The following is a 26,628-nucleotide window of genomic DNA, read 5'->3' on the forward strand; positions in this document are numbered from 1 at the left end:
CACCGTCCGCGCAGGCGTGGGCAGGTGCCATGCGCCAAGGCCGGCGGTCACCATGCGGTGGACTTGACGGTTGGCGCACGGACCCGCAGGATGCCTGCTGGCTTTTCCCCCATCTCTCCAGGAGCACCACCATGGACATGTTCAGTTTCCTCGATGAGCCCGACGAAAAGCTGCTGGGTACCGGCAAGGCGCAGGCCGCGGCCTGAACGACTGTTGCGGGGCGATGCGTCAGATCGATCACACCCAAGCGCAGGCGCTGTACAGCGTTGAGGCCACCCGCCAGATGGAGCGGGCGGCGGCCAGTGCACTGCCCCCCCACACGCTGATGGCCCGTGCCGGCCTCGCGGTGGCGCGCCTGGCCCAGGCACTGCGACCCCACGCGCGCAGCATCTGGGTCGCCTGCGGTCCCGGTAACAACGGCGGCGACGGCCTGATCGCGGCGACCCACCTGCACCGCTGGGCCCAGGCCAACGGTGGTGCCGAGGTATGGGTCACCCACTTTCTCGGGGACCCGGCCGATGAAAGCCGCCTGCCCGCCGATGCCCGCAACGCCCTGAACCAGGCGCGCGCCGCCGGCCTGCGTTTCTGCGCCGAACCGCCCGCGTCGTGGGACCTCGCCATCGACGCCTTGCTCGGCATTGGCGCCACCCGTGCGCCGCAAGGGACGATGGCCCGATGGATGGAGCAACTGCAGACCTCGACAACGCCGGTCCTGTGTGTCGACGTTCCGAGCGGACTCAATGCCGACACAGGGCAATGGGTGGACATGTCCACGCTCACCCAGCCAACCCGCGGCACCACACCCCATGGCCCGCGCCACACGCTGACGCTGCTCACGGTCAAGCCCGGCCTCTTTACCGCCCAGGGGCGAGACGCGGCCGGAGTGGTCTGGTTCGACGATCTGGGTATCAACCCGGAACCCGACGCACCGGTGTCCGTCTGGCTGTCGGGCCACAGTGGCTGCGGCGTCGCGGCATCACAACCGCCACACGCCAGCCACAAAGGCAGTTTTGGCGACGTGCTGGTCATCGGCGGGCAGGACATGGCAGCGGATGGCGCGGGCATGACCGGCGCTGCCCTGCTGGCCGCCCGTGCGGCGTTGCACGCTGGTGCGGGACGGGTTTTCGTCGGCTTGCTCGAAGCCCCCTCCTCGGTCAGCAACGTCCGGTGGGACCCGGTATGCCCGGAGCTGATGTTCCGGCAAATCGCCCCTTTGCTGGAATCCGAGTTGCTCAAAACCGCAGGTGTAGTCTGTGGTTGCGGCGGCGGTTCTGCGGTGACCAGGGTGCTACCGAGGGTGCTGTCCCGCGCGCCACGCCTGGTGCTCGATGCCGACGCCCTGAACGCCGTGGCCGCGGACAGCGCCCTGCAAACCCTGTTGCGCCAACGCAGCGCGCGCGGCTGGTTCACGGTGATCACGCCACACCCACTCGAAGCGGCTCGCCTGCTGGGCAGCGACACAGCCACCGTGATGGCCGACCGCCTGCTGGCCGCACGCACCCTGAGCGAGCGTTTCGGTGTGGTGTGCGTGCTCAAGGGCTCGGGCACGTTGATCGTCGCACCCGGCCAGATCCCACGAATCAATCCCACCGGCAACGCAGCGCTGGCCACAGCCGGCACCGGCGACGTGCTCGCCGGCATGATCGGCCGCGCTGTGGCATTGCCAGGCGGCACAGAGCGTCACCGGCTGGACCTGGTGGCCGGCTCGGTGTTCCAGCATGGCTGGCTGGCCGATCACTGGAGCACCGAAGATGCACCGCCCGGCCACCGCACCGAAGCGCTGAGTGCCAGCCGGCTGGCGGCGCGGGTGCGGCCCATGGGTGGCGTGTAGCTAACCCAGCAGCATCAACCCGACCTGCAACAGGATCACCAGCACCAACACCGACAGGTCGACACCGCCCACCATGGGCACGATCCGGCGCACGGGGCGCAGGATGGGAGCGCAAAGCCGGTCCAGCGTGGCGAGCACGGGCGAGTGGGGCTGCACCCACGACAGTACCGCATAGGCCAACAACAGCACCATCAGACCCTGCAGCAGCGTGCGCAACAGGAACTTGACGGCCATCACCGGAATGGCCAGGACCAGGGCAGCAGGCGAAGCCGACACGGGAGACAGCGCCATGGCCAGCATCATCCAGATGCCGCCATACGCCATGGCCAGCAGCAGCGCCGCCATGAGACTGCCCCAGTCCACCCGGCTTTGCGCCAGGCTGCGGGGCAAGACGCGCCGCACCGGCGCCACCAGCCAATTGGTCACCGCGATCACCAACCGCCCCGGCTGGGCCGACATATGGACCCGCTGATGGTTCATCCACGCGCGCAGCAGCGCGGCCGCCACCAGGAAGAAAAACAGGGTATCCAACAGAAAGAAGACGATGCGCATAAGGGTGGTCCAGTGGGCTGGCCTGGCAGAGGATTGCGGCAAACATGCCATCGAGCCAAGCGTTGTGCACCGAGTTTAGAGGCAGAGCACCGGCCCCGGCGCCGGCGCCGCCTCAACCCGCGGGCAGTCTGAGCGGGGCCCTGGGCACCCTGGGGTCGGGCTCCAGACCGGCGGCCAGCCGCTCCAGCGCGGCCGATCGGGAGGCGTGCAGAAAGTCCAGCATGATGGGCGAGCTGTCGGCCAGGGAGTCTCGCCCGTGGTGAAACTCCGGGTGCCATTGCACACCCCGGGCGTACGCGTCACCGGTCCAGCGGATCGCCTCCACCAGACCGTCGAGTGTGGACACCGCCTCCACCACCATGCCCTTGCCCAGCTCCGCCACCGCCTGGTGATGGATGCTGGTGACGCGCAATTGCGACGAGGTGGGGTACAGCCTGGTCAGCGCACTGCCCTGCAGAAACGTGACGTCGTGTTCGAGTTGGTCGTACAGATCGGTGTCCACGTGGGCATGCGCTGCCGGGCACTGCATGGCGATGTCCTGGTACAGCGTTCCACCAAAGGCCACGTTGAGCAACTGCGCCCCACGGCACACCCCGAGCACCGGCCGTTTCTGTGCCAGAAAGGCCCGCAGCAACGCCAGTTCATAGCGGTCGCGCACCACGTCACCGTGCCAGCGTGGATCGATCGGCGTCTGACCGTAGGTCTGCGGCGCCACGTCGGCCCCGCCCTGCAGCACCAGCGCGTCCAGCTCCTGCACCACGAGTTCGACCTTGAGGTGGCGCGCCGCGTGTTTGCTGTCGTGCGCCACGGCCGGCACCATGAAGGCCACCGCACCGTGTTCCATGATCCAGTGCGCGAGCGACTGCTCGATGTACTGCAGGTTCTTGTTGCGAAAACCCAGCTCGGATGGCACCTGGTAAAGCAGACGGGCGGACACGCCGATGCGCAGAGGCCGCTCCGCGGGCCCCGCGCTCTTCTTGCGCCGCCGCTGCACCGGTTTTGCAGGTGCAGCGCCGTTTTCGGCACCCGCCGAACCCGCCGGCTTGCGCCGCACGGAGGGGGTGCTGGCAGCGCCGGACATGCGGTCCATCCTTCCTAACGGCGGCTCTTGCGGGCCTTGCCGGCGGTACCGCGGGCACCGCCGCCTCGCTCACCCTTCTTGGTGGCAGCCTTGCGCACGGACGCCTTGACCTCCATCACCGGCGGCAACGCCCCCCCGGCCTGCCGGCTCTGCCCCTGGGTTTCGTTGCGGCCCCGACGGGGCTTCCCACCGCGGCCGCTGGAAGACCCGCCTTCGGTTTGGCCGGTCTTGTCGCGCATGGCCCGCAGCACCAGATCGTCTTCGCCCGTGACCAGGCGGAAGTCGATGCGACGCCCATCCAGATCCACCCGGCTGACCTGCACCTGCACACGCGAGCCCAGTGCGTACCGGATGCCCGTGCGCTCCCCACGCAATTCCTGGCGCGCTTCGTCGAAGCGGAAATACTCGCCACCCAGTTCGGTGATGTGGACCAGCCCTTCGACATACATGGCGTCGAGCGTCACGAACAAGCCGAAACTGGTCACCGAGCTGACCACGCCGCTGAACTCCTCGCCTAGGTGCTCGCGCATGTACTTGCATTTGAGCCAAGCCTCAACGTCGCGGCTGGCCTCGTCGGCACGGCGTTCGTTGGCGCTGCAGTGCAGGCCCGCAGCCTGCCAGGCCAGCGTGTCGGCCGACGGCTTCTTCACCGGTTCCCCGGTGACCGGCTTGGCACGACTGGCCAGGCGCTTGCTCAGTTTGGCATGCGCCTCACCCGGCGTGGGCAAGGCCGGCAACTGGTAGCGCTTGCCAGCCAGGATTGCCTTGATGACACGGTGCACCAACAAATCCGGGTAGCGCCGGATCGGGCTGGTGAAGTGGGTGTAGGCGTCAAAGGCCAGACCAAAGTGACCGGCGTTGAGCGGCGTGTAGATGGCCTGCTGCATCGAACGCAGCAGCATCGTGTGAATCTGCTGCGACTCGGGCCGGTCCTTGGTCGCGTTGGCGATCAGCTGGAACTCCGAAGGATGCGGGTTGTCGCTGATGGTCTGCGTGACCCCCATGGCCTTGAGGTAATTGCGCAGGATGTCCTGCTTCTCGGGCGTGGGCCCTTCGTGCACCCGGAACAGACCCGTGTGTTTGCCTTCGCCAATGAAATCGGCCGAGCACACGTTGGCTGCCAGCATGGCCTCCTCGATCAGCTTGTGCGCATCGTTGCGGGTGCGTGGAACGATCTTTTCGATCCGGCCCGACTCGTCGCAGACGATCTGGGTCTCCACGGTTTCAAAGTCCACCGCGCCACGCACATTGCGCGCCGCCAGCAGCGCACGGTACACGTCGTGCAGGTTCAACAGATAGGGCACCAGCGCCTTGCGCTGCGCCGCCTCGGGGCCCCGGGTGTTCTGCAGGATGGCGGCCACCTCGGTGTAGGTGAAACGCGCATGGCTGAACATCACCGCCGGGTAGAACTGGTAGGCGTGCACCTCGCCTTTGGCATTGATCAGCATGTCGCAGACCATGCACAGACGCTCCACACCTGGGTTGAGCGAACACAGGCCGTTCGACAGCTTCTCGGGCAGCATGGGAATCACGCGGCGCGGAAAGTACACCGAGGTCGCCCGGTCATAGGCATCCACATCGATGGCAGAGCCGGTCTCCACGTAGTGGCTCACGTCGGCGATGGCCACCAGCAGACGCCAGCCTTTGCTTCGCCCGACCTTGGCCGGCTCGCAATAGACCGCGTCGTCAAAATCGCGAGCATCTTCGCCGTCGATCGTGACCAGCGGCACATCGCGCAGATCGACGCGGTGTTTGTGGTCCGAAGCACGCACGTGATCCGGCAAGGCACGGGCTTGCGCCAGTGCGGCTTCGGAAAACTCGTGAGGCACGCCGTACTTGCGCACCGCGATCTCGATCTCCATACCGGGGTCGTCGATCTCGCCCAGCACTTCCTTGACCCGCCCCACAGGCTGCCCATACAGCGCGGGCGGCTCGGTCAGTTCGACCACCACCACCTGCCCGGGCTTGGCCGATCCGGTCGCGCCCTTGGGGATCAACACGTCCTGCCCGTACCGCTTGTCTTCCGGCGCGACCAGCCAGACACCGCTCTCCTGAAGCAGCCGCCCGATGATGGGCGCGTTCGCGCGTTCGACAATTTCCGTGACGCGCCCCTCCGGGCGGCCCTTGCGGTCCAGTCGCACGATGCGCGCCTTGACCCGGTCCTTGTGCAACACGGCCCGCATTTCATTGGACGGCAGATAGATATCTGCCTGTCCGTCATCGCGGATCACAAAGCCATGTCCGTCACGATGACCCGACACGACACCTTCAAATTCGGCCAACAGGCTGTTTTTTTCGTTCACTTTTTAAATTCAATTTTCCGTGCTATACTAGCGTTTTTCCTGAGATGCCCAGGTGGCGGAATTGGTAGACGCACTAGTTTCAGGTACTAGCGCCGAGAGGCGTGGAGGTTCGAGTCCTCTCTTGGGCACCAATCATAAGGGCTTGCAAACGTGATGTTTGCAAGCCCTTTTTTATTGTTCCCTCGCGGGAAACCACAAAAGCCGCCACGCTCGCAGCGTCGCGGCTTTTCTCTTGAAAACAAGGACGGGCTTTGACCCCCACCGGCCGGCGGCTATCGCAGCGCACTGTGCCGGTGGCTGCGGTCAAAACGGAACCGCCAGCAAATCGTGGCCTTCCGCCGCCACGATGCGCGCCTTGGTGAATTCACCCACCTTGAGCGTCTTGCTGATTTTTTCCGGTGGCAACAAACGCACCACACCATCGATCTCGGGCGCATCGGCGTAGCTGCGCCCCACGCCACCCTTCTTGCCCAGACCGGGCGCCGAGTCCACCAACACCTGCATGGTCGCACCCACGCGCTGGCGCAGCTTGTCCGCGGACACGGCCTCGGCCACGGCCATGAAACGCGCACGGCGTTCTTCGCGCACCGCATCCGGCACGGCATCCGGCAGCGCGTTGGCCGCGGCACCGTTCACCGGCGAATAGGCAAAACAACCGGCCCGATCAATCTGCGCTTCCTGAACAAAGTCCAGCAGGTGCTGGAACTCCGCTTCGGTCTCGCCGGGGAAACCGGCGATGAAGGTGCTGCGCACCACGATCTGCGGACACAGTTCACGCCAGCGCGCGATGCGCTCCAGATTCTTCTCGCCACTGGCCGGGCGCTTCATGCGCTTGAGCACGTCGGGGTGGCTGTGTTGCAGCGGCACATCCAGGTAAGGCAGGCACAGGCCTTCGGCCATCAGCGGGACGACGTCATCCACATGCGGGTACGGATACACATAGTGCAACCGCACCCATGCGCCATAGCCCTTGGCCAGCTCACCGAGCGAGCGCACCAGATCGAACATGCGCGTTTTCACCGGCTTCCCATCCCAGAAACCGGTGCGGTATTGCACATCCACACCATAGGCCGAGGTGTCCTGGCTGACCACCAGCAATTCCTTCACACCAGCCTCAAAGAGTTTGCGAGCCTCGGTGAGCACGTCGCCGATGGGACGGCTCACCAGGTCGCCACGCATGGACGGAATGATGCAGAACGTGCAACGGTGGTTGCAGCCCTCGCTGATCTTCAGGTAAGCGTAATGACGCGGTGTGAGCTTGATCCCCTGCGCCGGCACCAGGTCCACGAACGGGTCGTGCGGCTTGGGCAGGTGCTGGTGCACCGCCTCCATCACTTCGTGCGTGGCATGTGGCCCCGTCACGGCCAGCACACTGGGATGCATCTGCCGCACCATATTGCCGCCGTCCTCACCTGCGCGCGCGCCCAGGCAACCGGTCACGATCACTTTGCCATTCTCGGCCAGGGCTTCGCCAATCGTGTCCAGGCTTTCCTTCACGGCGTCGTCGATGAAGCCGCAGGTGTTGACGATCACCAGGTCGGCACCGGCAAAAGTCTTGGAGGTCTGATAACCCTCGGCGCTGAGCTGCGTGAGGATGAGTTCGGAATCGGTCAGCGCCTTGGGGCAACCCAGGCTGACAAAACCGACCTTGGGCGCCGCAGCGCCCGGGGTGGCAACAGTTTCAATCATGGTCCGATTGTCTCAGACCATGGCCTGTCGCGTGCGCGGAGCGGCCACCGCGCGGCCCGCCAGCACTCAGCGCTTGAGCCCCATTGCCGCGAGCATCTGCTCGCTGCTCTTCTGCATCTGCTCCTGCATCTGGGTAAAGGCACTGCGCGACTGCTCCATATAGGCTCCCATCATGCCCTGCATCATGGGCGACTGCATGTTCGCAAATTGTTTCCACGCCTCGGGATTGAGGCCGCTGGACTGCTCGGACATCTTGTGCTGCAGGTCCATGAAAATCTGGACGTTCTTCTCCAGGTAGGCACCCATGAAGTCCTGCATGGCGTTGCCGTAAAAACGGATGATGTTGGCCAGCACCTGCTCGGTGAAGATGGGCACACCCGCCGTTTCTTCTTCCAGAATGATCTGCAACAGAATGCTGCGGGTGAGATCGTCGTTGGTCTTGGCATCGCGCACCACAAACCGCTCGTTGTCCATCACCAGCGCCTTCACCTCCGCCAGCGTGATGTAGGACGAGGTGTCGGTATCGTACAGACGTCGGTTGGGGTATTTTTTGATCACCCGCACGGCGCCCGGACTGGCGCTGCTGGCTTCGGCCTTGCTTTTTTGCACGACGGGACTTTCAGAATGGGACTGGGCACGGTCGCCCTGAACAGCTCAGAGCATACGGCACATTCTAGAAAGCCCGGTCGACGGCTGTCTGCATGGGTTTACCCTGTGCGGTATCCGGCAGCTGTGGCCGGCGCGAGCCATCGTACAAAGCAAAAGGGCCCGACGAAACGTCCGGCCCTTGGGTGCATCGAATAGGTTTGGTAGGCGCGATTGGACTCGAACCAACGACCCCCACCATGTCAAGGTGGTGCTCTAACCAGCTGAGCTACGCGCCTACAAACTGTTCGAAGCCTCGCAGTATAGCTGTTTTTTCAGCGATTTCTGAAAACCGACGAACATCATTTGCGACGCACCACACGAACACCGGGCACGTCCCCCACCACCGCCATGGCGCGGGCCACCTGGCGCGCGTCGAGCACTTCGATGGTGAAGGTCATCCAGGCAATGCCGCGCACCGACTGCGTCTGCACTCCGATGACGTTCATCTTTTCACGGGCGAACACGTCGGAGATGTCGCGCAGCAGGCCCTGGCGGTCCAATGCCTCCACCGCCACGTCCACCGGGTACACCGCAGCACTACCATCGCGACCGGGGCTGCTTTGTCCACCCCACTGCACCTCGATCACGCGGTCCGGGCTCTTGCGCTGCAGATGGGCGAAGTCACTGCAATCGGCCCGGTGAATGCTCACCCCTTTGCCACGGGTGACGAAGCCGCCGATCTCGTCGGGTGGTGCGGGTTTGCAGCACTTGGCCAGCTGCGTCATCAGCGAGTCCACCCCAACCACCAGCACACCACCACTGGGCTGGCCGGACGCCTTGCGCGGCTTCTTGAGCCAGGCCGGTATCTCCGATGGAGCTTCGGGTTCGGGCGGCCGCAGTTGGGTCTCAATGGCACGCAGCGAGAGCTCGTCCTTGCCCACCTGTTCAAACAGTTCCTGCGCCGACGACAGGCCAAGGGCGACCGCCAGATCGTCAAGCTTGAGGGCCGTCTTGCCTTCGCGCTGGAGCAGCTTTTCCACGGCCTCGCGCCCTCGCGCCACGGTCTCTTCCATGGCCTGGGCGTTGAACCAGGCGCGCACCTTGCTCTTGGCGCGGTGACTGACCAGATAGCCCAGATCGGCGTTGAGCCAGTCGCGCGACGGACCGCCCTCCTTCGCCGCGGTGATCTCCACCGTCTGCCCGTTCTGCAGCGGCGTGTTGAGCGTGACCATGGCGCCATCAACACGCGCACCGCGGCAACGGTGCCCCAGACTGGTGTGCACGCTGTAGGCGAAGTCCACCGCGGTGGCTCCCTGGGGCAGCTCCACGATGGCGGCGTCGGGCGTGAGCACGTAAATGCGATCGTCAAACAGCCCCTCGGCCGCGCCACTCAGGTCGCGCTCCCAAGCCAACAACTGGCGCAGCACCGCGATCTTGGCGTCGTAGTCGGAGCTGGCCGACACGCCGGCATAGCCCTTGGCTCCGGCCTCCTTGTAGGCCCAGTGGGCCGCCACGCCGTGCTCGGCGTGGTCGTGCATGGCCTGGGTGCGAATCTGGATCTCAAACGCGCGCCCTTGCTCATCGCGCACCACCGTGTGCAGCGACTGGTAGCCATTGGGCTTGGGCTTGGCGATGTAGTCGTCGAACTCTTCGGAAACCGGCGTGAAGTGCGAGTTCACGTAGGCCAGCGCAGCGTAGCAGTCGTTCACCTCGGGCACGATCACCCTCAAGGCCCGGATGTCGAACACCTGATCAAAGTCCAGCGATTTGCCGCGCATCTTCTTGACGATGCTGTAGATGTGCTTGGGACGACCCTGCACCGAAGCCTTCACACCCATCCGCTGCAAATGGTTTTCCAGCGACTGGCGCACCTGCTCCACATGGTCCTCGCGCTCGCCCCGCTTCTCGTCAAGCAGACGGGCAACCTGCTTGTAGGTCTGCGGCTCCAGGAAACGGAACGCCAGGTCTTCCATTTCCCACTTGATCTGCCAGATGCCGAGCCGGTTGGCCAGCGGTGCGAACACATGCAACGACTCACTGGCCAGGGCTTCGCCGGGCTCGCCACGGCAGGCAGCGAAATAGCGCAGCGTCTGCAGCCGGGAAGTCAGGCGCAGCATCACCACGCGCAGGTCGCGCGAGAACGCCAGCAGCATCTTGCGCACGTTTTCGGTCTGGCTCGCCGCCAGCTCCGAAACCGGCGCCTTGTTGGGTGACACCAGCGGCAAGGACAGTTCCTGAGCCGCCGCGCGCTCTTCATCCTTTTTGGCTTGCACCTCGGCCGCCTTGTAGCGCGCCTGGCGCTGCAGTTGGACCAGCTTGGTGGTCTCCACCGCGAGGTCCGCAAAATTGTCGCCAAAGGCCTTGGCAATCACGTCGTGCGGACGGTTGAGGTACTGGCAGGCGTACACCAGGTAGGCGGCGGCCTGCATGGCCTCGGAACCGCCAATGTCGTTCAGGATGGCCGCGACCGCGTCGGCGTGCGCCAGGATGTTTTCGCCCGTGTCCAGTTGCTCGCAGGCGAGCAGCGGTTCCGCAAACGCGCGGGCACGGGCCAGCGCCTGCGCCTGGTGCGGCAAACTGTCGGAGGTCGCCGCGACGATGGCCGAGGGCATCACCGTGCCCACAGGGGCGGTCTCCGCGTTGAAGGCCTGCGGTGCGCCGTTTGATGCAAGTGACGTCGAACGCTTCATGTCAATCCCGGGACGCACTCACGCAGCCCATAAAAAATCCCGAACCGCGGACCATTGATCGGCGGCCACCAGCGTGGGCGCATGGCCCACACCCTCGAACGACACGCAACGCGCGCAAGGACCGCGCCGGGTCATCAGCTCCGCCGTCTCCGGCGTGAGCAGATCCGACCCGGTGCCACGCAGCAGCAAGGTCGGTGCGGTGATGCTGTCGTACAGTGCCCACAGGGCTGCTTCACCCTCGCGCACGGCCTGTCTCGAAACGGACTCGTCCCCGGCCATCAAAGCCTTGAAAGGCAACGCGATCGCCGGGTCGTAATGCAGCCACCAGCGGCCATCGCGCTCACGCAGCATGGGCAATGACAAGGCCCGCCATTGCTCCGGACTGTGCGGTCCGAACCCCGGCGAGATGGACGCCAGGTAGTCCATCGCCGCCTGTTCGCTCGCAAACGACGGGTTCAGCCCCAGGTAGTTGCCGATGCGCTGCAAGGCCTCCCACTGGATCACAGGCCCGACATCGTTGAGCACCAGCCTGTGTGGCGCCAGTGCGGGCTGCGCCGCCAGCGCCATACCGATCAGCCCCCCCATGCTGGTGCCCACCCAGTCGATCCGCACCCCGGGCGTCTGCGCGCGCAATTGCGCCAACAGCGCGGCGAGGTCGGCCGCATACGTGCCGAGTTGATAGGCCATGGGGTCCTGCAACCAGTCGCTGTGACCCCTCCCCGCCACGTCCACCGCGATCACGCGGCAGCGGCTGGTCAGGCTGCACGCGAGGGTGTCGAAGTCGCGCCCCTGCCGCGACAGGCCATGCACGCACACCACCACATGGGCCGTGGTGGCACCGGTCGTGGGCCAGTCCCAATAGGCCATGCGCCGTGGCACACCACCCTGGGCGGCCGGCCCGCTGACGGGCAGAAAGTTGAGCGTGGGTTCCTGCATGCTGGTCTTGTGCCCCTGAGCGTCCGTGATAATGTTTTCAGCGTCTCTCAACGAATCGTAATGGAACTGGAGCTTACCCATGCTTGCAAACAAAACCGCCCTTGTCACCGGCTCCACCAGCGGTATCGGACTGGGTATTGCCAAGGCGCTGGCGCGCCAGGGCGCCAACATCGTGCTCAACGGTTTTGGTGACGCCGAAGGCCCGAAGGCCGGGATCGCGGCACTGGGCGCGAAGGTGGCCTACCACGGCGCCGACATGAGCAAGCCGGCCGAGATCGAGGACATGATGGCGTTTGCCGCGTCCCGGTTTGGCCAGGTGGACATCCTCGTCAACAACGCCGGCATCCAGCACGTGGCCCGGGTGGAGGACTTTCCCGTGGAACGCTGGGATGCCATCATCGCCATCAACCTCACCAGCGCGTTCCACGCCACGCGCCTGGCGCTGCCAGCCATGCGGGCCGCCAACTGGGGCCGCATCATCAACGTGGCGTCGGTCCACGGCCTGGTGGGATCGGCCGAAAAATCGGCCTACGTCGCGGCCAAACACGGTGTGATCGGTCTGACCAAGGTCACCGCGCTGGAAAACGCCACCTCCGGCGTGACCTGCAACGCGATCTGCCCGGGCTGGGTGCTCACGCCGCTGGTGCAAAAGCAGGTGGATGCCAAGGCCGGAGCCCTGGGCATTTCCAACGAGGACGCCAAGAAGGTGCTGCTCGGCGAAAAGGAGCCGTCCATGCAGTTCACCACACCCGAAGAGCTGGGCGAACTGGCGGTGTTTTTCTGCTCGCCGGCGGGCAACAATGTGCGCGGCGTGGCCTGGAACATGGACGGTGGCTGGGTGGCGCAATAAGGCTGCAAATCCCGTCATCGATGGAAAGGCCCGCTTCGCGGGCCTTTTTGCTGCGCGGAACACCCGTCCGTTTCAGCGCAGCTGGATGGAACCGGACACGGTCACGTTCACCATGCTCTTGCCCGCTTCCGCGGACACGGGAGAGGTGTCCGCCACCGACTTGGCCGATTGGGCCAGCATGCGCATGGGTATCGGAGCGTTCTCCTGGTCGGCCGAACTGATGGAGACCTCGCGCAAGGCGTAGCCAGTGAAACCAAACCCCTTGGCCACGTCATTGGCCCGTGCCTTGAAACGATCAATGGCCAGGGCCTGCACGTCGGCCTCCAGCTTTTGCCGTGCCTCTCGCGAAAGCGAAAAGCCCACTTGGCCCATGGTCAGGGTCTGGATCTTTCCGGCCGTGGTGCTGATGCGCGCGAAATCGCGCCCTTCGATCACGAGCTCGGTACTGCCCTGCCAACCGTTGATCTTGCCGTTGGTGCCGTAACGCGGGTATAGAGAAAACTGACCGGTGCGCACCTCCATTTGCTGGGGCTGGGCCGCCGTCCTGGCCACCACGAGCGCAGCGTCCAGTGCCACCTTGAGCTGGTTCTGCACGGTGGCGGCGTCGGGACCGTCCCGGGTGGTGTTCAGGCTCATGCTGAGCCAGTCCTGCTGGACTTCCAGAAACCCGCTGGCTGCGATGTTCACGATGTTGGCCGGCTCTTTGCCCTCCTGGGGCGCCTGGGCCCAGGCGCTGCCACCGCCACTGGCGATCAACAGGATGAGGATGACAAGGCGGCGATGAAATCGGTCAGAAAAGGCGGAGCGTCCGGAAAATGGCGACATGAATTACTTTTTGTGGAGGTTGTTGGTCTGGCTGCGAAGCTGCTCGCGCAAAAGGTGGCGCTCTTCCAGCGTCAACCGGTACGGCTTGCCGACGTCATCCCGTTCATCCAGTGGAAGCCGCAGGCTGTCACGCAGCCGTGTATGGCTGCGTGTCTCGCGCTCTTCGCCGGCCTCGGATGGCACGACCTCCACCGTGGCGCCCATCAGGGCATCACCGCGACCATTCGGCGCCTGGGCAAAGACCGGACCGAGCACGAACAACAACATCAGGGATGACAAATACGTCTTCATGAGCCACCAAGTATCCACGTTTCAGCGATTGTGAGATGAGCGCCCGGTGAAGCAGATGCCATCCGACGCAACATTTGTAACAGCCGGTCAGGAAAACAAAAAACCAGTGCTGACAGGCGTTTACCGCTGCCACAATCGCGTTTGTTACATTTTCCGGAGGTCACTTCCATGTCGCAAACCAACGCCCGCCCCAACAAGATTCTGGTTGTGGACGACGATGTCCGCATCCGTGATCTGCTGCGCCGCTACCTGATGCAGGAAGGCTTTGAAGTCATGCTGGCCGAAGACGGCAAAGCACTGAACCGGGTGCTCCAGCGCGAGTCGGTGGACCTGATCGTGCTGGACCTGATGATGCCCGGCGAGGATGGTCTGTCCATCTGCAGACGCCTGCGCGCCAACGGTGACCGGACCCCCATCATCATGCTGACCGCCAAGAGCGAAGACGTGGACCGGATCGTCGGACTGGAAGTCGGTGCCGACGACTACCTGGGCAAACCGTTCAACCCGCGCGAACTGCTGGCCCGCATCCACGCCGTGCTGCGCCGCCGTCCGCCCACCGAAGTACCGGGCGCCCCTTCGCAGGAAGCCGAGGTGGTCAACTTCGGTCCGTTCGAATTCGACCTGAGCCTGCGCACGCTGCGCAAGCAGGGCGAAGACTTGCCGTTGACCACCGGCGAGTTCGCCATGCTCAAGGCCCTGGTGCGCCACCCCCGCCAGCCGCTCTCACGCGAAAAACTCGCGCAGCTGGCGCGTGGTCGCGAGTTCGAACCGTTCGACCGCAGCCTGGACGTGCAGGTCTCGCGTCTGCGCAAACTCATTGAAGAAGACGCTGCTTCGCCGCGCTACCTGCAGACCGTGTGGGGTGTGGGCTATGTCTTTGTTCCCGACGGCAACACATGAACGCCGCGCCGAGCCACTCCCAAGCAAGCTCGCACCGCAACCCGCAGGGCGAAGGTGCTCCGGTGAGCGCTGCCCGGCCGAGGCGCTCAGTCCCACAGTGCGCAACACGGAGGTAGTCCAGTGAGCGCTGTACCGACGCGCGACTCGCGCGTCCCTTTTGAAACCCAGCCGGCGGCGCTGGAGACCGCACCGGCCCCGCTGGAGATGCGTCCGCAACGCGGCGTGAGCCTGTTCTGGCGCACGTTTTTCTTCCTCGCCCTGCTTCTCGTGGGCTGCATCGTTGCCTGGCTGCAAACCTTTCGTGCGCTGGAGTTCGAGCCGCGCGCGCTGCAAAGCGCGCAGCAACTGGCCTCGCTGGTCAACCTCAGCCGCGCCGCGCTGGTGCATTCGGATTCCATTGCCCGGGTATCGCTGGTCAAGACACTGGCCGACGAAGAAGGCGTGCGCATCGCGCCGCGCGAGCCCAACGACACCTACAAGCTCTACAACACCGACTCGCTCAGCCAGAACATCAGCGAGCGCCTGAGCGCGCGGCTGGGCCCGGGCACCGTGGTCGCCCGGGAGGTCAACGGTTTTCCCGGGCTGTGGGTGGGATTCAACATCGACGATGACCCCTACTGGCTGCTGACCGACCCCTCCCGCGTCGGACCGGTGACCGGCGCCACCTGGCTGATCTGGCTGGCCACCGCCGCCGCGCTGTCCCTGGCCGGTGCGGCGCTGATCGCGCGGCTGATCAACCACCCCCTGAAGAAGCTCTCGTTTGCCGCCAGCCGGGTGCGCGAAGGGGACTTCAACGCCAGTCAACTCAACGAAATGGTCGCCACCAGCGAGATCCGTGAAGTCAACATCGGCTTCAACCGCATGGCACAGCGTCTGTCCAAGGTCGAGCAGGACCGCGCGCTCATGCTGGCCGGCATCTCGCACGACCTGCGCACGCCACTGGCGCGGCTGCGGCTCGAAACCGAGATGAGCGTGGCCGACCCGCAGGCCCGTGAACACATGACGGCGGACATCGAACAGGTCAACGCCATCATCGACAAGTTCCTGGACTACGCACGCCCCGACCAGCTGAAGCCCGACCGGGTCAACCTCAACCAGGTGGTCGACGCCGCGATCTTTTCGCTGGGCAACGACCCCACCCTGATCATCGAAACCCAGATTCCCCCCGACACCTTCGTGCTGGGTGAGGCGGTGGAGCTGCAGCGGGTGTTCTCCAACCTGCTGGAGAACACCCAGCGCTACGGTCGCAATCCGGAGACGGGCATGGCCGAAGTGGGGATCGCCGCCAAGATTCGGGACGACTGGGTGCTCGTCAAGCTGCGCGACCACGGCCCCGGGGTCAGCCCCGATCAGTTGCAACACCTCACACAACCGTTTTTCCGGGGCGATGCCTCGCGCTCGTCGGCCACTGGCACCGGCCTGGGGTTGGCGATCGTGGAGCGGGCCATCGCCCGCATGGGCGGGCGCTTTGCCATGGCCAACAGCAGCACAGGCGGCCTGTCCGCCCACATGAAGCTGCCCAAAGCCCCGGACTGAGTCCAGCCGCCGCGCGGGCCGCTGCCCGGCGCTATGCCTGCGCGTTCAGCAGGACCACGGCGCGCGCTTCCATCGACAGTCCCTGCCCCACCGGCCCGAGCTTCTCGGCGGTCTTGGCCTTCACGTTCACCCGGCCGACCGGCACCCCCAGCGCGCGCGCAATGCTCTCGCACATGGCGCCGATGTGCGGTGCCAGCTTGGGTGCCTGGGCAATCACGGTGCTGTCGACGTTGACGATCTCAAAGCCGGCATCGCGCACGCGACGCGCCGCTTCGGCCAGCAACACGCTGGAGTCGGCCCCTTTGAAGTGCTGGTCGGTGTCGGGAAAGTGACGACCGATGTCGCCCAGCGCGGCCGCGCCCAGCAAGGCATCGGTGATCGCATGCAGCAGCACGTCGGCGTCCGAGTGTCCGAGCAGGCCCAACGTGTGCGGGATGCGCACCCCACCGACGATGAGCGGGCGGCCGGGCACCAATGCGTGGACGTCCCAGCCTTCACCGATGCGCAGACTGAATGGCGAGGGATTCATTGGGGGTTCCTGCTCAGGTTCGGTTGTTCAGAATGGCCTCGGCCAGGGCAAAGTCTTCCGGGTAGGTGACCTTGAAGTTCTGCGCGCTGCCGGGCACCAGCAGCGGACGGTGGCCCGCCAGCTCCATGGCGCTGGCCTCGTCGGTCACCCCGGCGAACCCGCTGTCGGCCTGCGCAGCGAGTGCGTCGCGCAGCGCACCGAGGCGGAACATCTGCGGCGTCTGGGCCAGCCATTTGTCGGAGCGGTCCACCGTGGCCGCCACGCGGCCGCCGGCCTCGGTTTTCAGGGTGTCGGGCAGCTTGAGCGCCAGCAGCCCGCCCACGGGGTCGTTTTCGCAGGCGTCGAGCAAGGCGTTGATCTGGGCCGGCGTGACCAGGCAGCGCGCCGCATCGTGCACCAGCACCCAGTCGTCCTGCGCCGCTCCCTGGGCCAGCAGCTCGTGCAGGCCGTTGAACACGCTCTCCGCGCGGGAACGGCCACCGCAGCGCGCCAGCACCACGCTCGGGTGGTCCACGCTGAGAAACCGGTCCCCCGGCGCGATGACGATCAGGCACTGGGCAATGCGTGGCACGGCCTGAAACGCGGCCAGGGTGTGCAACACCATGGGCAAGCCGGCCACCAGCTCGTATTGCTTGGGACCCGCCGTGCCCGCGCGCGACCCAGTTCCGGCACAAGGCAGCAGCACGTGGCAACGGGGAGCAAGCGCGGGGGGAATCGGGTGGGCGGTATCGGTCATGGCTTGTGCGCATTCTAGAATCAGTGTTTTCACACCCCCCGCCCAGCTGGACGGGGGGTGTTCGTCATGGCGGGTCCGGTTGGCCCGCCGCGCCCACCGCCCTCATTCACCACCCCCGCCCGCATGGACCTGCCCAAACTCACCCCCGGCAAACGCTTCACGCTGCCGCGCCCCAGCGGCGCGGCCGACGCTCTGCTGCTGGCCCGGCTCGGTGAGCGCGAGAAGGCCGCCGGCCGGGTCACCGCCATCGTCACCGCCGACGCCACCGACGCGCAGCGCCTGATCGACGAGATGGCGTTCTTCGCGCCCGGCCTGCGCTGCGCGCTGTTCCCGGACTGGGAGACCCTGCCCTACGACACGTTTTCGCCGCACCAGGACCTGATCTCCGAGCGCCTGGCCACGCTCTGGCGCATCCAGCAGCACGACAAGGACACCGGCGCCGACGTGGTGCTGGTGCCCGCCACCACCGCGCTGTACCGGCTGGCGCCGCCGGCCTTTCTGGCCGGCTACACCTTTCACTTCAAGGTCAAGCAGAAGCTCGACGAGGCCAAACTCAAGAGCCAGCTCACGCTGGCCGGCTACCAGCACGTGACCCAGGTCGTCAGCCCGGGCGAGTACGCGGTGCGCGGCGGCCTGATCGACCTCTTCCCCATGGGCTCGCCCGTGCCCTACCGCGTGGACCTGTTCGACGACGAGATCGACAGCATCCGCACCTTCGACCCCGACAGCCAGCGCAGCCTGTACCCGGTGCCCGAGGTGCGGCTGCTGCCTGGGCGTGAGTTTCCGATGGACGACGCGGCGCGCGCCAAATTCCGCAGCCGCTGGCGCGAACTGCTCGACGGCGACCCGACCAAGAGCCGCATCTACAAAGACATGGGCAACGGCGTGGCCACCGCCGGCATCGAGTACTACCTGCCTTTGTTCTTTGAACAGACCGCCACGGTGTTCGACTACCTGGGTGAAGCGGCCACCGTGGTGCTGCATGGCGACCTGGAACCCGCCTTCCAGCGCTTCTGGCAGGACACGCAGGACCGCTACCGCCTCGTCAAGGGCGACCCCGAGCGCCCCACCCTGCCGCCCGAGAGCCTGTTTCTCTCGGCCGAGCAGTTCTACACCGGAGCCAACGCCCACGCCCAGCTCGCCATCCGACCGGCGGTGGAAGACGTGGCCGACAACGCCTTCGCGCAGAAGCTGGGCGATCTGTCGGTGCTGCGCGGCGCCGAAGACCCGCTCGCGCGCCTGCAGGGCCACATGCGCAACAGCGCGCACCGCGTGCTGCTGCTGGCCGAAAGCGATGGCCGGCGCGAGAGCCTGCTGGACTTTCTGCGCGCCAGCGGCCTGAACCCGCCGGCCTTCGATTCGCTGACCGAATTCCAGGGCAGCGATGAACCGACCGGCATCGCCACCGCCGCCTTGACGGTGGGCTTCTCCTGGCTCGAAGGCGGCATCGACTTCGTCACCGAGACCGAACTCTTCGCCACCGGCCCCACCACGCGCCGGCGCAAGAAGCAGGAACAGGTCAGCGACGTCGATGCGCTGATCAAGGACCTGTCCGAACTCAACGTGGGCGACCCGGTGGTGCACAACGCCCACGGCATCGGCCGCTACCGCGGCCTGATCCACATGGACATGGGCGAGAAGAACCCGGACGGCACGCCCGCGCTGATGGAGTTCCTGCACCTGGAGTACGCCGACAAGGCCGTGCTCTACGTGCCGGTGAGCCAGCTGCAGCTGATCGGCCGCTACACCGGCGTGAGCGCCGACGAGGCGCCGCTGCACCGCCTGGGCAGCGGCCAGTGGGAGAAAGCCAAACGCAAGGCCGCCGAGCAGGTGCGCGACGCCGCCGCCGAGCTGCTCAACATCTACGCCCGCCGCGCCGCGCGCCAGGGCCATGCGTTCCGTTTCTCGGCGCAAGACTACGAGATCTTCGCCAACGACTTCGGCTTTGAAGAAACCGCCGACCAGCGCGGCGCGATCCACGCCGTGATCCAGGACATGATCAGCCCGCGCCCCATGGACCGCCTGGTGTGCGGCGACGTGGGTTTCGGCAAGACCGAGGTGGCCCTGCGCGCCGCCTTCGTGGCCGTGACGGGCGGGCGCCAGGTGGCGTTCCTCGCACCGACCACGCTGCTGGCCGAGCAGCACTACCAGACCCTGGTAGACCGCTTCGCCAAGTGGCCGGTGAAGGTGGCCGAGGTGTCGCGCTTTCGTTCCGGCAAGGAGATCACGGCCGCCATCAAGGGCATTGCCGACGGCACCGTGGACATCGTGGTGGGCACGCACAAGCTGCTGAGCGAATCGACCAAGTTCCACGACCTGGGCCTGCTCATCATCGACGAGGAACACCGCTTCGGCGTGCGCCACAAGGAGGCCATGAAGGCCATGCGGGCCGAGGTGGACGTGCTCACGCTCACCGCCACGCCGATCCCGCGCACGCTGGGCATGGCGCTCGAAGGCCTGCGCGACCTGAGCGTGATCGCCACCGCGCCGCAGCGCCGACTGGCGATCAAGACCTTCGTGCGCAACGAAGGCAACGGCGTGATCCGCGAAGCCGTGCTGCGTGAGTTGAAGCGCGGCGGCCAGGTCTACTTCCTGCACAACGAGGTCGAGACGATCGAGAACCGCAAGCAGAAGCTCGAAGAGATCCTGCCCGAGGCGCGCATCGCCATCGCTCACGGCCAGATGCCCGAGCGCGACCTGGAGCGCGTGATGCGCGACTTCGTGGCACAGCGCTACAACCTGCTGCTGTGCTCCACCATCATCGAAACCGGCATCGACGTGCCCACCGCCAACACCATCGTGATGAGCCGGGCCGACAAGTTCGGCCTGGCCCAGCTGCACCAGCTGCGCGGCCGCGTGGGCCGCAGCCACCACCAGGCCTACGCCTACCTGCTGGTGCCCGAGATCGAAGGCCTGACCAAACAGGCCTCGCAGCGACTGGACGCGATCCAGCAGATGGAAGAACTGGGCAGCGGTTTCTACCTCGCCATGCACGACCTGGAAATCCGCGGCGCCGGCGAGGTGCTGGGCGAGAACCAGAGCGGCAACATGCTCGAAGTGGGCTTCCAGCTCTACAACGAGATGCTCAACGAAGCCGTGCGTTCGCTCAAAGCCGGGCGCGAACCCGACCTGCTCTCGCCGCTCTCGGTCACCACCGACATCAACCTGCACGCCCCGGCCCTGCTGCCCAACGACTACTGCGGCGACGTGCACCTGCGACTGTCGTTCTACAAAAAACTCGCCACGGCCAAGACCACCGACCAGGTGGACGGTCTGCTCGAAGAGATCGTGGACCGCTTCGGCAAGCTGCCGCCCCAGGCACAGACGCTGATCGACGTGCACCGCCTGCGCTGCATCAGCGCGCCCTATGGCGTGGTGAAGGTCGATGCGGCACCCGGCGTCACGAACATCACCTTCAAGGCCAACCCGCCGGTCGAGCCGATGCGCATCATCGAGCTGATCCAGAAAAACCGGCACATCAAGCTCGCGGGCAACGAAAAGCTGCGCATCGAACGCGCGCTGCCCGAGGTGAAAGACCGGGTGCAACTGGTGCGCGACGTGCTCAAGGCCCTGGGCCAGCCGATGAGCGCTCCCCGCGCCGCTGGCGCGGTTTGACCCAGATCAAGGGAACCCCCTTCTGACGTGCGCCGGGGCGTCCGCAGGGGCCCCGTTCACGTGGCGTTCATGCGCCGGAAATGAAACTTCAAATGGCGGTCGCACCATTGCGGCTCGATCATTTGACGGAGAAAACGACCATGAACCTTGCCAATCAACGCCCCTGGATCACCCCGCTGGTGATGGGCAGCTTTGCCCTGTCCGCCGTGACGGGCGCCCTGATGTTCTTCCACCTCGACACTGGCCTGAACAAGGCGGCGCACGAATGGCTGGGCTGGCTGATGCTGGGCGCCGTGGTGCTGCATGCGCTGCTCAACCTGCCGGCCGTGAAACGGCATCTGCAGAACCCCACCGGGCGCTGGGTGGTGATCGGATCGTTCGCGGTGCTGGCCCTGAGCTTCATCCCGGTCGGCGGCAGTGGTGGCAGCGAGCCCGGCTTTGCGCCCCCGGTGCGCGCCCTGGCCAAGGCCCCGATCACCGTGCTGGCCCAGGTGGCGGGCACCAGCACCGATGAGGTCAAGACCCGGCTACAGGCCGCCGGTCTCACCGTCACCAGCGACCAGCAGTCGGTGGCCGATCTGGTGGGTGGTGATCTGAAGGCACAGATCGGCACGATGACCAAGGTGCTGGCACAACCCAAGTCCTGAGCGGAACGGCCGTCCCGGCTCCCGCGATAATTCCGGGATGACTTCCACCTCCGAATTCGCCCCCGGCCTCACCGTCCAGGGCTTCACGCCGCCGTTGAACCTGGAGGACTTCAAGCTCATCGCGTTTGACATGGATTCCACGCTGATCAACATCGAGTGCGTGGACGAGATCGCCGACGCGGCCGGGCTCAAGGCCGAGGTGGCGGCCATCACCGAAGCCACCATGCGCGGCGAGATCGCCGATTTCAAGGAAAGCCTGCGCCGGCGCGTGCGGCTGCTGCGCGGCGTGACCGTGGCCCACATGGAACAGGTGCTGGCCGAACGCCTGCAGCTGAATCCCGGGGCCGAGGCGCTGGTGAAAGCCTGCAAGGCTGCGGGCATGAAAGTGCTGCTGGTCTCGGGCGGTTTCACCTATTTCACCGACCGCGTCCGCGACCGCCTGGGCATCGACTACACGCGCTCGAACGTGCTGGAAATTGAAAGCGGCCCCAACTGCGGCCAGCTGACCGGCCGCATGGTGGACCAGCCCTGGGGCGACATCTGCGACGGCGCCGAAAAACGCAAGATGCTGCTGGAGACCTGCGCGCTGCTGGGCATCAGCCCCCAGCAGGCGATTGCCATGGGCGACGGCGCCAACGATCTGCCCATGATGGGCGAGGCGGGCCTGTCCGTGGCCTACCACGCCAAACCCAAGGTGCGCGAGCAGGCCATGGTCGCCATCAACGAGGGCGGGCTGGACCGCCTGCTCGAAGTACTGCGCTGATTCACTGGCCGCGCCGCTGGCGGTCGTGCTTGGCGTGGCGGATCGTGCGACTGGAACGGTCCTGCGCCTTTTCAATGCGCACGGCCTCCCGGACCGTCACTTTCCCGTCGGCCTCGGCGCGGTGCTCCATGCGATTGATGTGCCGCTGTTGCCGCTCCAGGCGCAACTTCTCGCGGCGGGTGATCTGGCCCGACGCCACGCCGTCCTCGATGCGATCGGCCTGCCGCTCCTGCCGGTTGTCCACGCGCTGCTCCTGTCGATCGGCCAGGCTGGCCGGCGTCTGCGCGCTGGCACTGCCCGCGAACACGGTCAGGCCAACGGCGGCGATGGTGGCGGCGGTGAAGGATGTGAGCCAGGTGGTCATGGTGTTTTTCCTTGGTGGTTGAATCACAGGGGCCGGGCTGGCCCATGCCTCCCTTGAACCTGCGCACGGTCGCCGGCTTACGCGGCGCCGGGCAATTCCGGGTAAAACCCTGGGGTATCGCGTAAGAACCTGTCTGGAGCGGGGTTCAAACGGGAAAGACCCATACCGCCTGATCACCCACCCCATGAAAACGCCCTTCCGTTCGCGCCTGTGCCGCTGGTTCGCCACCAGCGTGCTGCTGGTCTGCGCCACCGTACAGGCCGCCCCCGTCGCGGTGCCCGACGCCCAGGACTGGGCCCGCCTCACGCCCCAACAGCAGGCCGAGCGCCAGGCCGAGATCAAACGCCAGCTCAAGCTCGCCTCGCCCGAGGAACGCAAGGCCTTCCGCCAGCGGCTGCGCCAGCAGCTCGAAGCCCTTTCGCCCAGCGAACGCCAGGCCCTGATCGAACAGACCCGCCAGCGCTGGCAGGCCCTCACGCCCGAGGAAAAACGCCGCTTCGCCGACGAGCGCCGCGAACAGGTGCGGGCCATGACGCCGGCCGAGCGTCGCGAGCTGTTGCGGCAGCGGCGCGAGATGCTGGACAAGCTCAGTCCCAAAGAGCGCAGGGCCTTGCGCGAAAAGCTCTCGGCCCCGTGAGCGCGCCCCTACAAGACCCCCAGGCGGCGGCCAGCTTCGGCGGCTCGCTCACCCAGCTGGGCCGCTGGGTCGGCCGCGCGCTGCTGCCGCCCGGCTTGTCCGGTAGCCGCCCCGACGGCTGGGCCCTGTGGCACGCGGCCTGCACGGGCGACGCCGCCAGCGCCACCCGGCTGGTGCACCAGCTCACACCCCAGGCGCACGGCCTGGCGATGCAGATGCTGGCGCGGCGCGAAGACGCCGAAGACGTGGTGCAGGAGGCCTTCCTGCGCCTGTGGGGCAGCCGCCCGAGCGATGCCCACGGCGCCACGCTGGCCACCTACTTCAACACCATCGTCATCAACCGCTGCAAGACCTGGCTGACCCGGCGCCACGAACTCAGCGCCGACCACGAGCAACTCGTCGAACTCTCCGACGCGTGGCAGCACGCCCAGCGGGCCGACGCCGACCCGCTGCCGGCCCTGAGCGCCCCGCAGCTGCAGGCCGCCATGGCACGGCTGCCGGCCCGCCAGCGCATGGCCCTGGCCATGTGGGCCTACGCCGACGCCGATGTCCCGCAGATTGCTCGCGCCCTGGAACTCGACACCAACGCCGCGCATCAACTGCTGTACCGGGCCAAAATGGCCCTCAGAAGCCTGTTGCAGGAAGCCGCCCCATGAACACCCCGAAACCACCCGCCACACCGCCTGCCCAGCCGGACGACCTTGGACTGCGCCAACGCCTGCGCGAAACCCTGGCCCATGCACCCGCCGACGGCCTGGAGGCGCTGGAGTCCCGTGCCCTGGAACAGTGGCGCATGCGAACCGCGCAGGGCCAGAGCCTGCCCGCGGGCCCGCTGGCGGCCCTGCAGGCCGGCTGGCGCCACCACCCGATCGCCTGGAGCGGCACGCTGCTGGCCCTGGGCCTGGCGGCCGTGCTGCTGCTCAGGCTCTGGGCCCCGCCCGACCCCGCCCTCGACGAACTGATGCAGCCCGACGTGTTATCGCTGATCGCCGTCGGCGAACTCTGAACGTGCTGCGACAACGTCTGGTCCAACTGCGTCAGCGGTGGAAAAGCCACCTCGGCACCCTGCTGCTGGTGGTGGCCGTGGTGGTGGGTGTGCAGGCCTGGCAGACGCGCGATGTGCCGCCCGCTCCCGACCCCGGGCTCCACCTGACCCTGCTGAACCCCGACGGCAGCCGCACCCACACCACGCTGGGCGCGTGGCGCGCCACCCACCCCGGGCAGCCGGTGGCGCTGCACCTGTGGGCCGAGTGGTGCCCGATCTGCCGCACCGAAGAACACAGCGTCACCCGCCTGGCGCGCGACTGGCCGGTGCTCACCGTGGCCATGCAGTCCGGTCCGCCCGAGGCCGTGGCCCGCGTGCTGGCGCAGCGGCAGCTGCCCTGGGCCACCGCCGTGGACCCGCAGGGCCAGATCGTCCACACCCTCGGCTTCAAGGCGGTCCCGGCCTTTGTGGTGGTCGATGCCCAAGGCCAGCTGCGCGGTGCCAGCGTCGGCTACACCAGCGAGATCGGCATGCGGCTGCGACTGTGGTGGGCGCGGCTCTTTTAGCCAAAGCGAAGCGCCGCGGGGTCGGTTTTCGCTTCAACCGCCCGCGCGTTTGACGTTGTGACCCTGCGCTTTCAGCGCTGCCATCACACGCTCGATGTGGTCGCCCTGGATCTCGATCACGCCATCTTTCACCGTGCCCCCGCTGCCACACGCGGCTTTGAGCTGCTTGCCCAGCGCGGTCAGCCCGGCCGCGTCCAGCGCAACCCCCTTGACCAGGGTCACGGCCTTGCCGCCGCGGCCCTTGGTTTCGCGCGAGACGCGCACGGTGCCGTCGCCCGCCGGCACCGGCTTCTGGCCGCAGGTGCATTGCGCCACCGGCTGGCGGCAACCGGGGCACATGCGACCCGCTTCGGTGGAATACACCAGGCCGCCCAAGGAAGACAACTTGCTTTTCATGAGCCCGGATCGTAACGCGGGCTGCCGCGCGGGAGGCGCCCGTTAAACTGGGCCAAAACACCGACCCATGCCATTCACATCCCTCGGGCTTGCCCCATCCCTCGCCAAAGCCGCCGCCGAACTCGGCTTCACCGCCCCCACCCCCATTCAGCTGGAAGCCATTCCCGCGGTGCTGGGCGGCGCCGATCTGCTGGCCACGGCCCAGACCGGCTCCGGAAAGACCGCAGCCTTTGCCCTGCCCTTGCTGCAACGCCTGCAGACCGGCGCGGTGCACACGCCACGGCGCGTGCGCGCCCTGGTGCTGGTGCCCACCCGCGAACTCGCCGCCCAGGTGGGTGAGGTCGTGCGCAGCCTGGCGCAGCACCTGCCGAACCGGCCCAAGGTGGCGGTGGCGTTCGGTGGCGTGTCCATCAACCCGCAGCTCATGGCGCTGCGCGGCGGTGCCGACGTGGTGGTTGCCACGCCCGGGCGCCTGCTCGACCTGGTGGAGCACAACGCCTTGCGCCTGTCGGCGGTGGAACTTCTGGTGCTCGACGAAGCCGACCGCCTGCTCGACCTGGGCTTTTCCGACGAACTCCAGCGCGTGCTGGCGCTGCTGCCGGCGCAGCGCCAGAACCTGTTTTTCTCGGCCACCTTCCCGCCAGCGGTGCAGGCGCTGGCCGGTGGTCTGCTGTGCGACCCGCAGCGCGTGGACGTGCCCACGCCAGCGCAAGCGGAGGCGGTGGTGTTGCAGCGCGCGATCATGGTCGACGCGAGCCGGCGCACCCAGTTGCTGCGCCAGCTCATCAAGGACAACGGCTGGGAACGCGTGCTGGTGTTCGTGGCCACGCAGTACAGCGCCGATCGCGTGGCCACCAAGCTGCACCACGGCGACCTGTTCGCCACCTCGTTTCATGGCGGCCTGAGCCAAGGCGCGCGCAAACAGGCGCTGGCCGAATTCAAGGAAAAGCGCTGGGACGTGGTCGTCACCACCGACCTGGCCGCGCGCGGCATCGACATCGCGCAACTGCCCGTGGTGGTGAACTACGACCTGCCGCGTTCGGCGGTGGACTATGTGCACCGCATCGGCCGCACCGGCCGTGCGGGCGAAAGCGGGCTGGCGGTGAGTTTCGTGAGTGCATCGACCCTGCCCCACTGGCGCCTGATCGAAAAGCGCCAGGGCATGAGCCTGCCGCTGGAAGCAGTGGCCGGGTTCGAACCCAGCGAGGTCGCCACGCAGGCCGAGCCGGGCACGGGTGGTGTCAAGGGCAAACGCCCGAGCAAGAAAGACAAGCTGCGCGCAGCGGCTGCCGCGGCGCAGGCCCCCACCAAACCGTAA

Annotated in this window: 25 protein-coding genes and 2 tRNA genes; 13 read left to right on the forward strand and 14 right to left on the reverse strand. The window is 66.6% G+C overall.

What is annotated here, in order from left to right:
* Nucleotides 1-223: 223 nt before the first annotated feature.
* A complete protein-coding gene (locus AC07YZ_RS03160) occupies nucleotides 224-1,831 on the forward strand; it encodes an NAD(P)H-hydrate dehydratase (RefSeq protein WP_494793672.1) in 1,608 nt (535 codons plus the stop codon).
* Here AC07YZ_RS03160 and AC07YZ_RS03165 read toward each other — a convergent pair whose 3' ends face one another.
* The 3 genes from AC07YZ_RS03165 to rnr all read right to left on the reverse strand — a co-directional run bounded on the left by AC07YZ_RS03165 (nucleotide 1,832) and on the right by rnr (nucleotide 5,767).
* Complete coding sequence (locus AC07YZ_RS03165; protein ID WP_226492769.1) at nucleotides 1,832-2,383, reverse strand: YggT family protein; 552 nt, start codon at nucleotides 2,381-2,383, stop codon at nucleotides 1,832-1,834.
* Between the two features lie 112 nt (nucleotides 2,384-2,495).
* A complete protein-coding gene (locus AC07YZ_RS03170) occupies nucleotides 2,496-3,464 on the reverse strand; it encodes a gamma-glutamyl-gamma-aminobutyrate hydrolase family protein (protein WP_494793673.1) in 969 nt (322 codons plus the stop codon).
* A gap of 14 nt (nucleotides 3,465-3,478) precedes the next feature.
* A complete protein-coding gene (gene rnr, locus AC07YZ_RS03175) occupies nucleotides 3,479-5,767 on the reverse strand; it encodes a ribonuclease R (RefSeq protein WP_494793674.1) in 2,289 nt (762 codons plus the stop codon).
* Between the two features lie 46 nt (nucleotides 5,768-5,813).
* Between rnr and AC07YZ_RS03180 the strand changes: the two genes are divergently transcribed.
* Nucleotides 5,814-5,898 (forward strand) — tRNA-Leu (locus tag AC07YZ_RS03180).
* Between the two features lie 172 nt (nucleotides 5,899-6,070).
* Here AC07YZ_RS03180 and rimO read toward each other — a convergent pair.
* The 5 genes from rimO to AC07YZ_RS03205 all read right to left on the reverse strand — a co-directional run bounded on the left by rimO (nucleotide 6,071) and on the right by AC07YZ_RS03205 (nucleotide 11,670).
* A complete protein-coding gene (gene rimO, locus AC07YZ_RS03185; RefSeq protein WP_226492766.1) occupies nucleotides 6,071-7,456 on the reverse strand; it encodes a 30S ribosomal protein S12 methylthiotransferase RimO in 1,386 nt (461 codons plus the stop codon).
* A 66-nt stretch (nucleotides 7,457-7,522) separates the two neighbouring features.
* On the reverse strand, nucleotides 7,523-8,065 hold the full coding sequence (phaR, locus tag AC07YZ_RS03190) for a polyhydroxyalkanoate synthesis repressor PhaR (protein ID WP_226492765.1): 543 nt from the start codon (nucleotides 8,063-8,065) through the stop codon (nucleotides 7,523-7,525).
* 198 nt (nucleotides 8,066-8,263) lie between these two features.
* A tRNA-Val gene (locus AC07YZ_RS03195) sits at nucleotides 8,264-8,340 on the reverse strand.
* Nucleotides 8,341-8,403: 63 nt separating this feature from the next.
* Complete coding sequence (locus tag AC07YZ_RS03200; protein ID WP_494793675.1) at nucleotides 8,404-10,734, reverse strand: RelA/SpoT family protein; 2,331 nt, start codon at nucleotides 10,732-10,734, stop codon at nucleotides 8,404-8,406.
* An 18-nt stretch (nucleotides 10,735-10,752) separates the two neighbouring features.
* Nucleotides 10,753-11,670, reverse strand: coding sequence for an alpha/beta fold hydrolase (locus AC07YZ_RS03205; protein ID WP_494793676.1), 918 nt, complete (start codon nucleotides 11,668-11,670; stop codon nucleotides 10,753-10,755).
* A 79-nt stretch (nucleotides 11,671-11,749) separates the two neighbouring features.
* Here AC07YZ_RS03205 and AC07YZ_RS03210 point away from each other — a divergent pair, with 79 nt between their 5' ends.
* The gene (locus AC07YZ_RS03210; RefSeq protein WP_494793677.1) at nucleotides 11,750-12,520 is read left to right on the forward strand and encodes a 3-hydroxybutyrate dehydrogenase; all 771 of its coding nucleotides are present in this window, start codon (nucleotides 11,750-11,752) and stop codon (nucleotides 12,518-12,520) included.
* A 72-nt stretch (nucleotides 12,521-12,592) separates the two neighbouring features.
* Here AC07YZ_RS03210 and AC07YZ_RS03215 read toward each other — a convergent pair whose 3' ends face one another.
* Nucleotides 12,593-13,345: an SIMPL domain-containing protein gene (locus AC07YZ_RS03215; RefSeq protein ID WP_494793678.1), complete on the reverse strand. Its 753-nt coding sequence runs from the start codon at nucleotides 13,343-13,345 to the stop codon at nucleotides 12,593-12,595.
* Nucleotides 13,346-13,348: 3 nt separating this feature from the next.
* The gene (locus tag AC07YZ_RS03220) at nucleotides 13,349-13,636 is read right to left on the reverse strand and encodes a hypothetical protein (protein ID WP_226492761.1); all 288 of its coding nucleotides are present in this window, start codon (nucleotides 13,634-13,636) and stop codon (nucleotides 13,349-13,351) included.
* A 168-nt stretch (nucleotides 13,637-13,804) separates the two neighbouring features.
* Here AC07YZ_RS03220 and ompR point away from each other — a divergent pair, with 168 nt between their 5' ends.
* Together ompR and AC07YZ_RS03230 are read left to right on the forward strand one after the other, a co-directional pair.
* Complete coding sequence (gene ompR / locus AC07YZ_RS03225) at nucleotides 13,805-14,536, forward strand: osmolarity response regulator transcription factor OmpR (protein ID WP_226492760.1); 732 nt, start codon at nucleotides 13,805-13,807, stop codon at nucleotides 14,534-14,536.
* Nucleotides 14,537-14,740: 204 nt separating this feature from the next.
* Nucleotides 14,741-16,072 carry a sensor histidine kinase family protein gene (locus AC07YZ_RS03230; RefSeq protein WP_226494722.1) on the forward strand — a complete coding sequence of 444 codons (1,332 nt, stop codon included), beginning with the start codon at nucleotides 14,741-14,743 and terminating at the stop codon, nucleotides 16,070-16,072.
* Between the two features lie 31 nt (nucleotides 16,073-16,103).
* On the opposite strand, the gene ispF is transcribed toward AC07YZ_RS03230, so the two are convergent.
* Complete coding sequence (ispF, locus tag AC07YZ_RS03235) at nucleotides 16,104-16,601, reverse strand: 2-C-methyl-D-erythritol 2,4-cyclodiphosphate synthase (RefSeq protein ID WP_494793679.1); 498 nt, start codon at nucleotides 16,599-16,601, stop codon at nucleotides 16,104-16,106.
* Nucleotides 16,602-16,614: 13 nt separating this feature from the next.
* Complete coding sequence (gene ispD / locus AC07YZ_RS03240) at nucleotides 16,615-17,337, reverse strand: 2-C-methyl-D-erythritol 4-phosphate cytidylyltransferase (protein WP_494793680.1); 723 nt, start codon at nucleotides 17,335-17,337, stop codon at nucleotides 16,615-16,617.
* A 123-nt stretch (nucleotides 17,338-17,460) separates the two neighbouring features.
* On the opposite strand from ispD, the gene mfd reads away from it, so the two are divergent.
* The 3 genes from mfd (at nucleotide 17,461) to serB (ending at nucleotide 22,362) form a co-directional block, all read left to right on the forward strand.
* Entirely contained in the window at nucleotides 17,461-20,952 is a 3,492-nt protein-coding gene (gene mfd / locus AC07YZ_RS03245; RefSeq protein WP_494793681.1) for a transcription-repair coupling factor, read from the forward strand.
* Nucleotides 20,953-21,092: 140 nt separating this feature from the next.
* Nucleotides 21,093-21,599, forward strand: a complete 507-nt coding sequence (locus AC07YZ_RS03250) for a DUF4405 domain-containing protein (RefSeq protein ID WP_494793682.1) — start codon at nucleotides 21,093-21,095, stop codon at nucleotides 21,597-21,599.
* Between the two features lie 37 nt (nucleotides 21,600-21,636).
* A complete protein-coding gene (serB, locus tag AC07YZ_RS03255) occupies nucleotides 21,637-22,362 on the forward strand; it encodes a phosphoserine phosphatase SerB (RefSeq protein ID WP_494793683.1) in 726 nt (241 codons plus the stop codon).
* A gap of 1 nt (nucleotide 22,363) precedes the next feature.
* On the opposite strand, the gene AC07YZ_RS03260 is transcribed toward serB, so the two are convergent.
* Entirely contained in the window at nucleotides 22,364-22,726 is a 363-nt protein-coding gene (locus tag AC07YZ_RS03260) for a hypothetical protein (RefSeq protein ID WP_226492754.1), read from the reverse strand.
* Nucleotides 22,727-22,910: 184 nt separating this feature from the next.
* Here AC07YZ_RS03260 and AC07YZ_RS03265 point away from each other — a divergent pair, with 184 nt between their 5' ends.
* Genes AC07YZ_RS03265 through AC07YZ_RS03280 form a run of 4 tightly spaced genes read left to right on the forward strand, consistent with a single transcriptional unit; the run spans nucleotide 22,911 to nucleotide 24,914 of the window.
* Entirely contained in the window at nucleotides 22,911-23,363 is a 453-nt protein-coding gene (locus AC07YZ_RS03265; RefSeq protein ID WP_226492753.1) for a DUF3106 domain-containing protein, read from the forward strand.
* Complete coding sequence (locus tag AC07YZ_RS03270) at nucleotides 23,360-24,019, forward strand: RNA polymerase sigma factor (RefSeq protein ID WP_226492752.1); 660 nt, start codon at nucleotides 23,360-23,362, stop codon at nucleotides 24,017-24,019. The genes AC07YZ_RS03265 and AC07YZ_RS03270 overlap by 4 nt, the downstream gene beginning before the upstream one ends.
* The gene (locus AC07YZ_RS03275) at nucleotides 24,016-24,369 is read left to right on the forward strand and encodes a hypothetical protein (protein ID WP_494793684.1); all 354 of its coding nucleotides are present in this window, start codon (nucleotides 24,016-24,018) and stop codon (nucleotides 24,367-24,369) included. Before AC07YZ_RS03270 ends, AC07YZ_RS03275 begins: the two co-directional genes overlap by 4 nt.
* Before the next feature lie 2 nt (nucleotides 24,370-24,371).
* Nucleotides 24,372-24,914, forward strand: a complete 543-nt coding sequence (locus AC07YZ_RS03280) for a redoxin domain-containing protein (protein WP_494793685.1) — start codon at nucleotides 24,372-24,374, stop codon at nucleotides 24,912-24,914.
* A gap of 33 nt (nucleotides 24,915-24,947) precedes the next feature.
* Here AC07YZ_RS03280 and AC07YZ_RS03285 read toward each other — a convergent pair whose 3' ends face one another.
* Nucleotides 24,948-25,310 carry a translation initiation factor Sui1 gene (locus AC07YZ_RS03285; RefSeq protein ID WP_494793686.1) on the reverse strand — a complete coding sequence of 121 codons (363 nt, stop codon included), beginning with the start codon at nucleotides 25,308-25,310 and terminating at the stop codon, nucleotides 24,948-24,950.
* Nucleotides 25,311-25,377: 67 nt separating this feature from the next.
* Here AC07YZ_RS03285 and AC07YZ_RS03290 point away from each other — a divergent pair, with 67 nt between their 5' ends.
* Nucleotides 25,378-26,628 (forward strand): DEAD/DEAH box helicase, encoded by a 1,251-nt coding sequence (locus tag AC07YZ_RS03290; protein ID WP_494793687.1) that lies wholly within the window; start codon nucleotides 25,378-25,380, stop codon nucleotides 26,626-26,628.

The sequence above is a fragment of the Hydrogenophaga sp. GW101-3F08 genome, from assembly GCF_059424585.1.

Bases quoted from the DNA above. Each gene is read 5' to 3' on its own strand.
- ompR (WP_226492760.1), top strand. From the start codon at position 13,805: ATGTCGCAAACCAACGCCCGCCCCAACAAGATTCTGGTTGTGGACGAC.
- ispF (WP_494793679.1), bottom strand. From the start codon at position 16,601: ATGAATCCCTCGCCATTCAGTCTGCGCATCGGTGAAGGCTGGGACGTC.
- AC07YZ_RS03250 (WP_494793682.1), top strand. From the start codon at position 21,093: ATGAACCTTGCCAATCAACGCCCCTGGATCACCCCGCTGGTGATGGGC.
- mfd (WP_494793681.1), top strand. From the start codon at position 17,461: ATGGACCTGCCCAAACTCACCCCCGGCAAACGCTTCACGCTGCCGCGC.
- AC07YZ_RS03160 (WP_494793672.1), top strand. From the start codon at position 224: ATGCGTCAGATCGATCACACCCAAGCGCAGGCGCTGTACAGCGTTGAG.
- AC07YZ_RS03170 (WP_494793673.1), bottom strand. From the start codon at position 3,464: ATGTCCGGCGCTGCCAGCACCCCCTCCGTGCGGCGCAAGCCGGCGGGT.
- ispD (WP_494793680.1), bottom strand. From the start codon at position 17,337: ATGACCGATACCGCCCACCCGATTCCCCCCGCGCTTGCTCCCCGTTGC.
- AC07YZ_RS03200 (WP_494793675.1), bottom strand. From the start codon at position 10,734: ATGAAGCGTTCGACGTCACTTGCATCAAACGGCGCACCGCAGGCCTTC.
- AC07YZ_RS03205 (WP_494793676.1), bottom strand. From the start codon at position 11,670: ATGCAGGAACCCACGCTCAACTTTCTGCCCGTCAGCGGGCCGGCCGCC.
- AC07YZ_RS03220 (WP_226492761.1), bottom strand. From the start codon at position 13,636: ATGAAGACGTATTTGTCATCCCTGATGTTGTTGTTCGTGCTCGGTCCG.
- rimO (WP_226492766.1), bottom strand. From the start codon at position 7,456: ATGATTGAAACTGTTGCCACCCCGGGCGCTGCGGCGCCCAAGGTCGGT.
- AC07YZ_RS03210 (WP_494793677.1), top strand. From the start codon at position 11,750: ATGCTTGCAAACAAAACCGCCCTTGTCACCGGCTCCACCAGCGGTATC.
- AC07YZ_RS03285 (WP_494793686.1), bottom strand. From the start codon at position 25,310: ATGAAAAGCAAGTTGTCTTCCTTGGGCGGCCTGGTGTATTCCACCGAA.
- AC07YZ_RS03230 (WP_226494722.1), top strand. From the start codon at position 14,741: ATGCGTCCGCAACGCGGCGTGAGCCTGTTCTGGCGCACGTTTTTCTTC.
- AC07YZ_RS03260 (WP_226492754.1), bottom strand. From the start codon at position 22,726: ATGACCACCTGGCTCACATCCTTCACCGCCGCCACCATCGCCGCCGTT.
- AC07YZ_RS03275 (WP_494793684.1), top strand. From the start codon at position 24,016: ATGAACACCCCGAAACCACCCGCCACACCGCCTGCCCAGCCGGACGAC.
- serB (WP_494793683.1), top strand. From the start codon at position 21,637: ATGACTTCCACCTCCGAATTCGCCCCCGGCCTCACCGTCCAGGGCTTC.
- AC07YZ_RS03215 (WP_494793678.1), bottom strand. From the start codon at position 13,345: ATGTCGCCATTTTCCGGACGCTCCGCCTTTTCTGACCGATTTCATCGC.
- AC07YZ_RS03165 (WP_226492769.1), bottom strand. From the start codon at position 2,383: ATGCGCATCGTCTTCTTTCTGTTGGATACCCTGTTTTTCTTCCTGGTG.
- AC07YZ_RS03265 (WP_226492753.1), top strand. From the start codon at position 22,911: ATGAAAACGCCCTTCCGTTCGCGCCTGTGCCGCTGGTTCGCCACCAGC.
- AC07YZ_RS03290 (WP_494793687.1), top strand. From the start codon at position 25,378: ATGCCATTCACATCCCTCGGGCTTGCCCCATCCCTCGCCAAAGCCGCC.